Consider the following 13960-nt stretch of genomic DNA (forward strand, 5'->3'; position numbering starts at 1 on the left):
ATGATACCGTGACACGACCCTCCCGAGGGTGCCAGGCTCGCCGCAAGGCGCTGGCCGACGCATCAAGACAAGAACAGCCGTCGGGAACGGGTTTGGAATCAGACGACCATGAGTGGTAACCGCCACGGCCCGTCGCGGCCGGGTTGGCCTGGCGGCGCCGAATGGCTCGTCAGGCCGGGTGCCTGAATCCCGGGCATGGACGTACTCAGGTGACCTGGGTGTCCGATGGCCACCCGTTGCCGGGCTGCGTCTGGTGTGAACGTCCGGCATGGGTGCCGGTGCTCAGAGCCAATTCAAACAGGAGGGTCCATGGCCGAAAACAATGATGCGTCAACGCGTCCGCCGCGTATGCAGATCAATCCGCCGGTGTTCATCGCTTCTGGGCTCATCGCCCTGTTACTGGTGTTGTTTGCCACCATATTCACCGATCTGGCGGGGGATGTGTTCAGTGCCGTCCTGGGCTGGGTCACCGATAAGGTGGGATGGTTCTATGTCCTGTCGGTAGCCGGGTTCGTGGTGTTCATGTTCGCCGTGGCCATATCCAGTTATGGAGGGATCAAACTCGGGCCCGACCATAGTGAGCCGGATTACAGCTATCTCTCCTGGTTTGCCATGCTGTTCTCCGCGGGCATGGGTATTGGCCTCATGTTCTTCGGCGTGGCCGAGCCGGTGATGCACTACGTGTCGCCGCCCACCGGCGACCCGGAAACGGTTCAGGCCGCCCGCGATGCCATGAGCATCACCTTCTTCCACTGGGGCGTGCATGCTTGGGCCATCTATGGTGTTGTGGCGCTCTCGCTGGCCTATTTTGCCTTCCGTCAGGGATTGCCCCTGACCATCCGTTCCTCCCTGTATCCCCTGATTGGTGATCGCATCCATGGTGGCATCGGCCATACGGTGGACACCTTCGCCGTGCTGGGCACCCTGTTCGGTGTGGCCACCTCCCTGGGCTTCGGGGCCATGCAGATCAACTCCGGCATCGAATACCTCTTCGGTGTGCCCAATACCCCCATGGTGCAGGTGATACTGATTGCCGTCATCACGGCCATCGCCACGGTCTCCGTGGTGCTGGGTCTGGACGGAGGCATCCGCCGGGTCTCCGAGTTCAACATCATTCTGGCCGTGGGTCTGCTGATCTTCGTGCTCGTGGCCGGCCCCACCGTGTTTCTCCTGCAGACCGTGGTGCAGAACACCGGCAACTATGTCTCCAGTGTGTTCAGCATGACCTTCAACCTCTATGCCTACGAACCCACGGACTGGATCGGTGGCTGGACGCTGTTCTACTGGGGGTGGTGGATCGCCTGGGCGCCCTTTGTGGGCATGTTCATCGCCCGCGTCTCACGGGGTCGTACCATTCGCGAGTTCACCTTCGGTGTGCTGCTGGTGCCGGTGGGTTTCACCATCATGTGGATGACCTTCTTCGGCAACACGGCCCTGCACATGATCATGGAGCAGGGCATCAGCGATCTGGCAGACCAGGTGTCTGCGGATACCTCCGTGGCCCTGTTCCAGTTCTTTGAGCACCTGCCGTTTTCCACCATCACCGCATTTCTGGCCACCCTTCTGGTCGTGACCTTCTTCGTCACGTCCTCGGACTCCGGGTCGCTGGTGGTGGATATCCTCACCTCCGGTGGCAAGGAAGACTCCCCCACCTGGCAGCGCATCTTCTGGGCCATCCTGGAGGGTGTGATCGCCGCGGCCCTGCTGCTGGCCGGCGGTCTGGCTGCCCTGCAGACGGCGACCATTGCCAGTGCACTGCCCTTCACCATCATCATGATCATCATGTGCTGGGGCCTGCTCAAGGCGTTGCGCATCGACCGGATGAAGAGGGTCAGTCTGCTGGAGGCCCGGGTCTCGCCGGTGGGGCCGCATGCGGCAGTGAGCTGGCAGCGGCGTTTGCGGTCCATCGTGCATCAGCCGCGGCGCAACGAGGTGATCCGCTACATCCAGGAAACGGTCAAGCCTGCGCTGAATGCGGTGGCCGAGGAACTGCGCAAGCAGAACCTGGATGCCGTGGTGGGCGAGCGTGAAGACGGTCGGTGCTGGGTGGAAGTGCGTCACGGCGAGGAGATCGACTTCTTCTACTCCGTGCGCGCCCGCGCCTATGAGCCGCCGTCCTTCGTCATGCGTGATACCCGCCCGAAACGGGCTGAGGCCCTCAAGTACTTCCGGGCCGAGGTGCACCTGAGCGAGGGTGGCCAGGATTACGACGTGGTGGGCTGGAGCCAGGAGGCCCTCATCAACGACGTGCTGGAGCACTATGAGCGGCACATGCACTTCCTCGACGCTGTGCGTTGAGGCCGTGACATGGCACAGGCCCGGGCTGCATGGCGGCCCGGGCCTGGCCTGAAGCTCACTGCGCCCCGAGCCTGAACAGGCATCGGGGCGCAGTGTTTTCATTTTTCCGAACTTTCACCGGTCCTTCGAGGGGCCCAGGCAGGACAAGACCTTGCAACCGAAAATCCAGGTAAAGAACGTCACCAAAGTGTTTGGCGACCACCCCGAACGTGCCTTGGAACTCCTGGACGAGGGCCTGGACAGAAAGGAAATCCTTCAACGCACCGGGCAGACCGTGGGGATCCAGAATGTCTGCTTCGATGTGGCCCAGGGCGAGATCCTTGTGGTCATGGGGCTCAGTGGCTGCGGCAAGTCCACGCTGATCCGTTGCCTCAACCGTCTCATCGAGCCCACCGCCGGCGAGGTGGTGATCGACGGTGAAGACATCCTCAAGCTATCCAACGATCAGGTCCTGGAGCGACGCCGTCGCAAGTTCGGCATGGTGTTCCAGAACTTTGCCCTGTTCCCCCACCGCACCATCATCGAAAATGCCGCGTTTGGGCTGGAGATCGGGGGCACTGACAAGGAAACCCGCGACGCCAAGGCCACCGAGGCGCTCAAGCTTGTAGGTCTGGATGGCTGGGAGCAGTCCTATCCCTCGCAATTGTCCGGCGGCATGCAGCAGCGCGTGGGCCTGGCCCGGGCCCTGGCGGTGGACCCGGACATCCTGCTCATGGACGAGGCCTTCAGCGCCCTGGACCCCTTGATCCGTCGCGATATGCAAAATGAATTGCTGGCCCTGCAGTCCCGGGTGAAAAAGACCATCGTCTTCATCACCCACGACCTGGACGAGGCCTTGCGACTGGGCGATCGCATCGTGCTCATGAAGGATGGCGTCGTGGTGCAGATCGGCACCCCCGAGGACATCCTCACGTCCCCCGCCAGCCGCTACGTGGAGCGCTTCGTCGAGGATGTGGACAAGACCCAGATCCTGACCGCCGGCGCCATCATGCATGATCCCCGGATCCGTGTGACGCCCAACGACGGGCCTCGCACCGCCTTGCACCGGATGGATCAGGAGAGCTTCTACAGCATCTTTGTCACCCAGCGCGACGGCACCCTGGAGGGCTACGTCTGGGCCGAGGACGCCGCCGAAGCGGTCAAGCGCAAGGAAAAGACCCTGGAGGGCATCATCCAGCGCGACCACTACGCGGTGAAACCCGACGAGAGTATTGGCACGCTGTTCCAGATGCTGGTGGATACGCGCATCCCACTCGCCGTGGTGGACGACAACGGCAAGTTGCTGGGTACCATCGTCAAGACCCAGGTCCTGGCTGCACTCGCCGATGCCCAGCCCGACAGGGAGGACGCCGAAGCCGGCAATGGCGAAGGCGAAACTGAACCCGCACAGGCCCAGGAACCCTCGGAAGCCAAGGTCGGCGCCTAACGGTATGTGTCTTCGGGTGCGGGCCTGTTGGGCCCCACACCCGGATGGCAAGGCCACTCCCATGACCCCCGTTCAAGCCCGGATCACCATACAATGAGTCACGATTTTCCCTTCGTAGGCAAGTTCCCGTTATCGGATTACATCGATGACGGCCTGGACTGGCTGACCACCACCTTCTCGGGTGTCACCCGAGCCATCAGTACCGTGCTCGGCAACGGCGTGGAAGGTGTGGTGGGTATTCTCAGCTTTCCACCCCCGTGGGTAGTCATCCTGTTGTTCGCCGCCCTTGCCTGGTATCTGGCGGGCCGGCGCGTGGGCATCGGCACGGCGGCCGGCCTGCTGTTCCTCTGGAACCTGCAGCTCTGGCAGGCCACCATCGAGACCTTCACCCTGGTCCTGTTCGCCACTGCGGTGGCCGTGGCCATCGCCCTGCCGCTGGGCATACTCGGCGGCCTGTCGGACCGCTTCAAGTCGGCGGTGATGCCGGTCCTGGACTTCATGCAGACCATGCCGGCCTTCGTCTACCTGATCCCGGCCATCCCCTTCTTCGGGCTCGGGCAGGTGTCCGCCATGTTCGCCACGGTGATCTTCTCCATGCCCCCCGCCATCCGCCTCACCATCCTCGGCATTCGCCAGGTGCCCCGGGAACTGGTGGAGGCATCGGATGCCTTCGGTGCCAACTGGCGTCAGAAACTTTTCAAGGTACAGATGCCGCTGGCTGTGCCCACCATCATGGCGGGCATCAACCAGACCATCATGCTGGCCCTCTCCATGGTGGTCATCGCCGCCATGATCGGTGCCGGTGGCCTGGGTGGCGAAGTCTGGCGAGCCATTCAGCGTCTGCAGCCGGGTAACGGCTTCGAGGCGGGCATCGCCATCGTCATCCTCGCCATGATCCTCGACCGGGTGACCCAGAAGATCGGGCAGCCCAAGAAGAAGCAGCAGTAGCATCCCCCCACACAGGAGAAACACGCCGATGAGCAGTACAATAAAGACGAGATCCGCCCGCTGGGTGGGCATCATCATGATCGTCGCCATGATGGCCCTGCCCCTGGGCGTGGCTGCGGGCGACAAGGGCCGCATCAGTCTGCCCTACGTGGAATGGGCCAGCGAAGTGGCCAGCACCAACGTGCTGCGGGTAGTACTGGAAGAGGCCGGCTACGACGTCCGCATGGTCTCGGTGAGTGCCGCCGCCATGTGGCAGTCCGTCGCCACTGGCGACCAGGATGCCTTCGTGGCCGCCTGGCTGCCCACCACCCACGGCCACTACCTGGAGCAGGTCAAGGACCGGGTCGAGGACCTGGGCCCCAACATGGAAGGCACCCGCATCGGCCTGGCCGTGCCCACCTACGTGGACATCGATTCCATCGAAGAGCTCAATGATCACCGCCGCCAGTTTGGCCGTCAGATCATCGGTATTGACCCCGGCGCCGGCATCATGAGCACCACCGAGGACGCCATCGAGGAATACGGCCTCAACCTGCGCCTGGTGGAAGGCTCCGACGCCACCATGACCGGCGTGCTGGCCAACGCCATCCGCACCAACGACTGGGTGGTGGTCACCGCCTGGACCCCTCACTGGAAGGAAGCCCGCTGGGATCTCAAGTACCTGGAAGACCCCAAGGGCATTTACGGTGGTGAAGAATACGTTCACACCATCGTCCGGGCCGGGCTCAAGGACGACAAGCCCGAAGCCTACGCCATCCTCGACAACTTCAACTGGACCCCTGAGCACATGGCCGAGCTCATGGTCATGAACGAAGAGGGCGGCGATCCTTACGACAACGCCAAGCGCTGGGTCGAGCAGAACCGCGACCTGGTAGACACCTGGTTGCCGTAAGCCCCACGGGTGCCCGGTGCAAAACCCGGGCACCCGCCGATGCCAAAGGCCCCGCCGGGGCCCAAGGCATCACCTTAGTCGTGCAACACCTTTGAAACCGGCACGCTCAGCGGGTCTGAACGTGCTTTTGATCAAAACCCCGCCCAGACGGGAAAACGAGTGAACACACACGCCATGAACAGAAAGACCTTGATCGCCACCGCCGTCACCGCCGCCCTGGCCGTGCCGGCCTATGCCCAGGCCAACGACCTGAACATCGACTTCTACGGCTCCGCCCGCATCGCCGTGGAAAACGTCCGCCCGGACAACCAGAACGAAAACGACGGTGGCCTGGATTCCTACAGCGGCTTCCGTGACGCCTACTCCCGCATCGGCTTCAACGCCGACTACCAGCTGGCCCCCGGCCTGACCCTGATCGGCCAGCTGGAACTGCCCATCGACATCGCCAACAAGGCGGTGCAGGATCCTTGGGATCAGGATGCCGACATCCGTGTCGCCCAGATTGGTGTGACGGGTGACATGGGTACACTGATGTATGGGCAGATGTGGATGCCTTACTACAATGCCATCGCCTTCCCGGTGGATATGTTCAGCAGCTATTACAGTGGCTTCGCGACGCAATCCGCTTTCCGCATCAGCGATACGCTGGCTTACTATAGCCCTGATATGAATGGCCTTTCCTTCGGCTTCTCCTGGTCCGAGCGCGGCGGTGCGGCGAAGTCTTCAGGTACGGCTGATGATCGGGTTCAGCTCACCGGTAGCTATAATTTTGGTGACACCACGCTTGCTCTTGGAATGGATGACCGCCGCGGTGCGGACAATGACAGAAGCATCGGTGCTTCTCTGGCCCATACCATGGGTGACCTTTACATCGGCGCCAAATATGAACGCCGTTATCACGATGACAGTGATATTGACGGAAACACCGCCATCAACGCCTATGCTGGGTACACCATGGGTGACAATACCTTCAAGATCATGGTTGCTGAAGTGAAGGGCTATGGTGAAACTGTCGTGCATCTGGGTTATGACTACCAGTTCACCAATGCGATCAAGTTCTTTGCTGAATACTATCGTGAGCAGGAAACTGCTGCGATCACTGATAAGCGGGGCGGGGACGCGTGGGCCGAAGATAGCGGTCTCGACGCCGATGCAATCGGTGGCGGCCAGGTCTTCACCGCTGGCATGCGCTACGACTTCTAAGTCGATCGCATAATGCGGCTTGGCGCCCCGTCGGGTTGCTCATGCCAAATACACAAAGGGGGCCTCAGGCCCCCTTTGTCGTATCAGGCCCAGGCCACAAAGCAAGATGCTGTTCCAGGTACACCACGATCCAGGCGCTGTGGGGTCGGGCTGGCTGTGGGCGGGTGTTCGCCGCATGGATGCGGCGATCAAGCCTACAGGGACGTATTCACGGCGTCCCGCCGGCAGCCAGCCCGACCCCACAGCGCCGACCTCACCGCCCCCAGTCAAAGCCCCCACAGCACCGAACCGACAGCCACCAGAACAAACACCCCCAACTTTACCCCCACCCCCCCATTCACTATCCTGTCCCCACCCGCCTTCACCCGCCCACAGGCACCCCAACATGGCCCACATCCTCGGCATCGGCGTTGCCACGCTGGACATCATCAACATCGTCCACCACTACCCCGCGGAAGACGAAGAAATGCGCGCCCTCGAACAGCGCGCCTGCCCCGGCGGCAACGCCGCCAACACCCTCCACGTCCTCAAACAACTGGGCCACCACTGCGACCTCGCCACCGTCCTGGCAGAAGAACCCGACGGCGACCGCCTGAAAAACCTCCTCGCACAACGCGGCATCGGCACCGACACCTGCCAACGCCGCAGCGGCCGCACCCCCACCTCCTACATCACCCTCAACGCCACCAACGGCTCCCGCACCATCATCCACCACCGCGACCTGCCCGAACTACAAGCCAGCCACGTCGCAAGCCTCCCCCTCGACCGGTACGACTGGATCCACCTCCAGGCCCGCGACACCCACACCACCAGCCGCATACTGCAAACCCTGCGCAGCCGCCAACCCACCCACCGCCCCATCTCCCTCGAAGTGGAAAAAGACCGCGACGGCATCGACATACTCTTCGGCCAACCCGACGTCATCATCTTCTCCCGACCCTTCGTCCTCGGCCGAGGCTTCGACGAACCCGAAGCCTTCCTGCGCGGCATACACAAACGCGTACCCGGCGCCATCCTCATCTGCACCTGGGGCGAAGAAGGCTCCTGGGCCTGGGCCAGTCGCGACGGCCTCTACCACGCCCCCGCCTGCCCACCCCCCGAAGTCATCGACACCCTCGGCGCCGGCGACACCTATAACGCCGGCCTCATCCACACCCTCGCCAACGGCGGCACCGTCCCCCAAGCCCTCGCCAGCGCCACCCGCCTCGCCGGCCACAAAGTAGGCCGTCGCGGCCTCGACGGCCTGGACATCAGCATCCTGCAAGAGGACAACTGAGATCCGACACGCATACCAACCCGATGCATCACGGTGGTGAGTCATCCCCGGCCCTCCTCCCGAGGGGGAGAAGGGAGTGTTTGTAGCTGAATCAGGGTTCTTTCACATCAAGGCCCGCGAACAGCTTCACCCTCCCCAAAGGGGCGCCCCCCCAATGCTGAACGAAGGAACGCGCCCTCCACGATCCCCTGCACCCAACCCCTCAAACGGTTAAACTACAGACATATCCCAACCCCGGCCCTCAACCATGCACTACCAGGCTCAATACGACGTCATCGTCGTCGGCGGCGGACATGCCGGGACCGAGGCAGCCCTGGCGTCCGCACGCATGGGCTGCAACACCCTGTTGCTCACCCACAACATCGACACCATCGGCCAGATGAGCTGCAACCCCGCCATCGGCGGCATCGGCAAAGGCCACCTGGTCAAGGAAATCGACGCCCTGGGCGGACTCATGGCCCGAGCCGCCGACCGCGGCGGCATCCAGTTCCGCACCCTCAACAGCCGCAAGGGCCCCGCCGTGCGCGCCACCCGCGCCCAGGCCGATCGCAGCCTCTACAAGGCCGCCGTGCGCCTGGCCGTGGAAAACCAGCCCCACCTGCAACTCTTCCAGCAGGCCGTGGACGACCTCATCATCGAAGGCGAACGCATCACCGGCGTCATCACCCAGGGCGGCCTGCACTTCATGGCCCCCTCAGTGGTGCTCACCGTCGGCACCTTCCTGGCCGGACGCATCCACGTGGGCGAGGCCAACCACGCAGGAGGCCGCGCCGGCGATCCCCCCGCCACCCGCCTGGCCGAACGCCTGCGGGAACTGGCGCCGCGCGTGGGCCGCCTCAAGACCGGCACACCGCCACGCCTCGACGCCCGCAGCATCGACTTCAACCGCGTCAGCGAACAGCCCGGCGACAACCCCACGCCCGTGTTCTCCTATATCGGCAACGCCGCCGAGCATCCGCGCCAGATCAGCTGCCACATCACCTGGACCACCCCGCGCACCCTGGACATCATCCGCGAGAACCTGCACCGCTCCCCCATGTACAGCGGCGTGATCGAAGGGATCGGCCCCCGCTACTGCCCCTCCATCGAGGACAAGGTGGTCCGCTTCGCCGACAAGGAACGTCACCAGATCTTCATCGAGCCCGAAGGGCTGGATACCCACGAAATCTATCCCAACGGCATCTCCACCAGCCTGCCCTTCGACGTCCAGGTCCAGGTGGTGCGCTCCATCGAAGGCTTCGAGCAGGCCCATATCATCCGGCCCGGCTACGCCATCGAATACGACTTCTTCGACCCCCGCGACCTCAAGCCCAGCCTGGAAACCCGAGCCGTGCAGGGGCTGTTCTTCGCCGGCCAGATCAACGGCACCACCGGCTACGAAGAGGCCGGGGCCCAGGGCCTGGTGGCCGGTATCAATGCCGCCCGGCGCGTGCAGGACCAGAACGCCTGGTGCCCACGCCGGGACGAAGCCTACATTGGCGTGATGATCGACGACCTCATCACCCGCGGCACCGGCGAGCCCTACCGCATGTTCACCAGCCGCGCCGAGTACCGGCTCACCCTGCGCGAGGACAATGCCGACCTGCGCCTCACCCCGGCAGGTCGTGAGCTGGGCGTGGTGGATGACGCCCGCTGGGCCGCCTTTACCGCCAAACGCGAGGCCATCGAGCGCGAGACCGCCCGGCTGGAGCGGGTCACCCTCAAACCCGACCGTGTGCCCGAGGAGCAGGCACGGGCGCTCTTCGATGGGCCGCTGACCCGGGACTGCTCCCTGCTGGAACTACTGCGTCGCCCCGGCGTCGACTATGCCCAACTCACCGCCCTGCCGGACGCCGGCCCGCCGGTGGAAGACCCACGGGTGGCCGAGCAGGTGGAGATCCAGGTGAAATACGCGGGTTACATCGAGCGCCAGAAGGACGAAGTGGCGCGTTCCCGTCGCCTGGAGGACACCGCCCTGCCCGGGAATCTGGACTACCAGGCCGTGGCCGGGCTTTCCCACGAGGTGCGCCAGAAACTGGCCGAGCACCGACCGGCCACCGTGGGGCAGGCCTCGCGTATCCCCGGCGTGACCCCAGCTGCCGTCTCCCTGCTGCTGGTGCACCTGAAGAAACAATCCATGAGTCTCAAACGCAGTGCCTGATTCCGCCCACCTGACCCAAGATGCCGCTCACCCCTTTCCGCCCCATGTGGGAGAACGCCTGGCCCGAGGGCTGGGCCAACTGGGGCTGAACGCCGATCTGAAGGCACCCCTGCTGGCCTATGTCTCACTGCTCACCCGCTGGAACAAGGCCTACAACCTCACCGCCGTGCGCGATCCCCGGGATATGGTCAATGTCCACCTGCTGGATTCCCTGGCCGCGCTGCCCCATGCGCGTGGGCCGCGTATCCTGGACGTGGGCACGGGGCCCGGTCTGCCGGGCATCCCTCTGGCCCTGGCTCGGCCCGAGTGGCAGTTCGTGCTGCTGGACTCAGGGATCAAGAAGACCCGATTCCTGCGTCAGGTGGTCATGGAGCTGGGTCTTGAGAATGTGGAGGTGGTTCATTCCCGAGTGGAAAACTACCGTCCGGAGCAGGGCTTTGATACAGTCATCAGCCGCGCATTCTCCGCCACCGGCACGTTCACACGTGTGGCCGGCCATCTGTGCGGCCCCGGAGGGCAACTGCTCGCCATGAAGGGCCGCGACGCCGACAACGACCCCGAAGGGCTGCCCACGGGCTGGTCCGTGGTGGCGACCCATTCGCTCCGGGTGCCCGGCCTGTCCGCCGTGCGACATCTGGTCGAAATCAAAAAGGATTCCTGAGACATGGTCAGAATCATCGCCGTGGCCAACCAGAAGGGTGGGGTCGGCAAGACCACCACCAGCATCAACCTGGCTGCCTCCCTGGCGGCCGCCCGGCGGCGCGTGCTCCTGATCGACCTGGATCCGCAGGGCAATGCCACCATGGGCAGTGGTGCCGACAAGTACGATCTGGCCCATAGCGCCTGTGATGTCCTGATGAAGCGTGCATCCGCCGCCGACACCATCATGAAGATGGAGGCCGTGGGTTACAGCCTGATGCCTGCCAACAGCGACCTCACCGTGGCCGAGGTGAACCTGATGACCGCCCTGCGCCGGGAGTACCGCCTGCAGGAAGCGCTGGCCGGCGTTCAGGAAGACTACGACTTCATCATCATCGATTGCCCGCCTGCGCTGAACATGCTCACCGTCAACGCTCTGGTGGCCGCCCATGGCGTGATCATCCCCATGCAGTGCGAGTATTACGCCCTGGAAGGGCTCTCGGCCCTGGTGCAGACCATCGACAGCATCCGTGAGTCGGTCAATCATGAGTTGCAGATCCATGGCTTGCTGCGCACCATGTTCGATCCACGCAACAACCTGTCCACCGAAGTGAGCGAGCAACTCACCCAGCACTTCGGGGATCAGGTGTATCGCACCGTGATTCCGCGCAACATCCGTCTGGCGGAGGCGCCCAGCCATGGTCTGCCGGTCATCCTGTATGATAAGTCCTCTCGCGGCGCCCTGGCCTACCTGGCCCTGGCCGGCGAGATCCTGCGTCGCGAAGGTCGGGGCACCGCCCAGGAGAATGTCCCGGGCGTGGCCTGAGTGCATTCGCCGACCGCGACCGGGTGGCGCGCCCCATCCGCTTTGCAGCCCCTTACTTTCGGGTGAACAGCATCATGGCAAGAAGAAAATCGGGACTGGGTCGCGGCCTGGATGTATTGCTTTCCAGCGCCAGTCAGGCCGGGCACGAGAGGGATGGCCCTTCCGACCTGCGGCAGGTGCCGGTGGAGCAGATTCGTCGTGGCCGCTATCAGCCTCGGGTGAATATCCAGCCCGAGGCCCTGGAGGAACTGGCCAACTCCATCCGTGCCCAGGGCATGGTGCAGCCGGTGGTCATCCGGCCCGTGGGGGACGGTTTCGAACTGGTGGCCGGTGAGCGCCGCTGGCGGGCCGCGCAGATGGTCGGCCTGCACGAGATCCCCGCCGTGGTGCGCGATGTCCCGGATCGAGCGGCGGCCGCCATGGCGCTGATCGAGAACATCCAGCGGGAAGACCTCAACCCCCTGGAGGAGGCCAACGCCCTGCACCGCCTGATCGAGGAGTTCGGCCTCACCCACCAGCAGGCGGCCGACTCCGTGGGGCGCTCGCGTACCAGTGTCACCAACCTGCTGCGCCTGCAGGAGCTGGAGGACCCGGTCAAGACCCTGGTGGACGAAGGGCGCCTGGAGATGGGGCATGCCCGGGCGCTGCTGTCCCTGGTGGGGCCGGTGCAGGTGGACGCCGCGCGCCGCGTGGCCGACAAGGGGCTGTCCGTGCGCGAGACCGAGCGCCTGGTGCAATCCCTGCTCAACGAGCAGGAAAAGACCCCCGACACCGCCAGGCCCCCGCGGAACCCGGACGTGGAACGCCTGGAATCCGAGCTTTCCGATCGCCTCGGGGCACGGGTGAATATCCAGTACAACACCCGTGGACGGGGCAAGCTTGTGATTCAATACAACAGCCTCGATGAGCTGGACGGCATCCTTGGCCACATTAATTAGTGGGTCATCAAAGCTCGTGTTTGTCAATTCCAGCGTTGACCGCCCGTTAGCGGACTCTTATAATGCCGCGCTGCTGTCATCGGTGCGCGGTCTTCCGGAGCGCCGAAAAAAAAAAGGTGAAGCACCGATCGACGACATGACCCAATACCCGCTCGCCCAGGCAAGACTCTGGAACCGGGCAACCAAGCTGATCCTTGGCCTGCAGTTGCTGGTCGCTGGCCTGGGTTATCTGGGTGGCTATCTGGCGGGTGGATCGGAGACGGCGTGGGCTGCCTTGGTGGGCGGCTTGATCAGTTTCATCTCGACAGCGTATTTTGCGTTCCGCGTCTTTTCCGGCCGCAGGGGGCGGCCGGCGAAAACCATCGTAAGAAGTTTCTATGTCGGGGAGACCCAGAAAATCTTCCTGACTGTGGCCCTGTTTGTGGTCGCAATCGTGTGGCTGGAGGTTGAGTTCCTGCCCATGTTCCTGACTTACATGGCCGGACTCATGGCCTTTTGGCTGGCCCTGCTGCCGGTGATGTCCGGCGCAAACGAGTAAAAGCGAGCGAACACCATGGAATACGAGTCTGCTGGAGAGTACATCAAGCACCACCTGGGGCATCTGACCCTGGGCAACCCGGAGTCGTTCTGGTCCATCCACATGGATACCATGTTCTTCTCCATTGCCATGGGTGGTCTGTTCCTCTTCATCTTCATGCAAGCCGCCAAGCGCGTCACCCAGGGTGTGCCGGGCAACATGCAGAATTTCGTGGAGATCATTGTCGGCTTCGTGGATCAGCAGGTGAAGGACACCTTTCACGGTCGCAGTAACCTGATCGCCCCGCTGGCGCTGACCCTGTTCGTGTGGATCTTCCTCATGAACATCCTCAAGCTGCTGCCTTACGACCTGTTTCCCTACCTGGCGCACATCGTTGGCCTGGACTACATGCGCATCAACCCCACCTCGGACATCAATGCCACCTTCGGCATGTCCCTGGCGGTGTTCGGCCTGATCATCTACTACAGCATCCACATCAAGGGCGGTGCAGGTTTCGCCAAGGAAATGCTCCTGCACCCCTTCGGCAAGTGGCTGATGCCCTTCAATCTGGTCCTCAAGGTGGTGGAAGAGATCGCCAAGCCGGTTTCTCTCTCACTGCGACTCTTCGGCAACATGTATGCTGGCGGCCTGATCTTCACCCTGATTGCCCTGCTGCCCTGGTATATCCAGTGGTCGCTGGGTCTGCCCTGGTCGCTGTTCAAGTTGCTGATCATCACCTTGCAGGCGTTCATCTTCATGGTGCTCACCATCGTGTACCTGAGCATGGCCCACGAAGATCATTGACGAACGGCATTCTGGGCCGCCGGCGGCGGCCCAGAATGGATTCACCCCAAGCT

General features: G+C 63.4%; 12 protein-coding genes. All 12 read left to right on the forward strand.

The features are described from left to right. Positions 1-309 precede the first annotated feature (309 nt). On the forward strand, positions 310-2298 hold the full coding sequence (locus ECTOBSL9_RS05745; protein WP_063464264.1) for a choline BCCT transporter BetT: 1989 nt from the start codon (positions 310-312) through the stop codon (positions 2296-2298). Positions 2299-2449: 151 nt separating this feature from the next. Beyond that, entirely contained in the window at positions 2450-3724 is a 1275-nt protein-coding gene (locus tag ECTOBSL9_RS05750) for a glycine betaine/L-proline ABC transporter ATP-binding protein (RefSeq protein WP_240481066.1), read from the forward strand. A 93-nt stretch (positions 3725-3817) separates the two neighbouring features. Beyond that, entirely contained in the window at positions 3818-4672 is an 855-nt protein-coding gene (locus tag ECTOBSL9_RS05755) for a proline/glycine betaine ABC transporter permease (RefSeq protein ID WP_063464265.1), read from the forward strand. 76 nt (positions 4673-4748) lie between these two features. Beyond that, positions 4749-5564 carry a glycine betaine ABC transporter substrate-binding protein gene (locus ECTOBSL9_RS05760; protein WP_156500179.1) on the forward strand — a complete coding sequence of 272 codons (816 nt, stop codon included), beginning with the start codon at positions 4749-4751 and terminating at the stop codon, positions 5562-5564. A gap of 174 nt (positions 5565-5738) precedes the next feature. Then, positions 5739-6767 (forward strand): porin, encoded by a 1029-nt coding sequence (locus tag ECTOBSL9_RS05765; protein ID WP_063464267.1) that lies wholly within the window; start codon positions 5739-5741, stop codon positions 6765-6767. A 385-nt stretch (positions 6768-7152) separates the two neighbouring features. Then, positions 7153-8043 (forward strand): PfkB family carbohydrate kinase, encoded by an 891-nt coding sequence (locus ECTOBSL9_RS05770; RefSeq protein WP_063464268.1) that lies wholly within the window; start codon positions 7153-7155, stop codon positions 8041-8043. A gap of 247 nt (positions 8044-8290) precedes the next feature. Continuing rightward, on the forward strand, positions 8291-10183 hold the full coding sequence (gene mnmG / locus ECTOBSL9_RS05775) for a tRNA uridine-5-carboxymethylaminomethyl(34) synthesis enzyme MnmG (RefSeq protein ID WP_063464269.1): 1893 nt from the start codon (positions 8291-8293) through the stop codon (positions 10181-10183). Continuing rightward, entirely contained in the window at positions 10176-10844 is a 669-nt protein-coding gene (gene rsmG / locus ECTOBSL9_RS05780) for a 16S rRNA (guanine(527)-N(7))-methyltransferase RsmG (RefSeq protein ID WP_371259003.1), read from the forward strand. Before mnmG ends, rsmG begins: the two co-directional genes overlap by 8 nt. A gap of 3 nt (positions 10845-10847) precedes the next feature. Beyond that, complete coding sequence (locus tag ECTOBSL9_RS05785; protein ID WP_063464270.1) at positions 10848-11648, forward strand: ParA family protein; 801 nt, start codon at positions 10848-10850, stop codon at positions 11646-11648. A gap of 74 nt (positions 11649-11722) precedes the next feature. Then, on the forward strand, positions 11723-12586 hold the full coding sequence (locus ECTOBSL9_RS05790) for a ParB/RepB/Spo0J family partition protein (protein WP_063466035.1): 864 nt from the start codon (positions 11723-11725) through the stop codon (positions 12584-12586). Next, positions 12570-13124, forward strand: coding sequence for an ATP synthase subunit I (locus ECTOBSL9_RS05795; protein WP_240481067.1), 555 nt, complete (start codon positions 12570-12572; stop codon positions 13122-13124). Before ECTOBSL9_RS05790 ends, ECTOBSL9_RS05795 begins: the two co-directional genes overlap by 17 nt. 15 nt (positions 13125-13139) lie before the next feature. Then, positions 13140-13907, forward strand: coding sequence for a F0F1 ATP synthase subunit A (atpB, locus tag ECTOBSL9_RS05800; protein ID WP_063464272.1), 768 nt, complete (start codon positions 13140-13142; stop codon positions 13905-13907). Positions 13908-13960 lie beyond the last annotated feature (53 nt).

Source organism: Ectothiorhodospira sp. BSL-9 (assembly GCF_001632845.1).
Classification (GTDB): Bacteria; Pseudomonadota; Gammaproteobacteria; order Ectothiorhodospirales; family Ectothiorhodospiraceae; genus Ectothiorhodospira.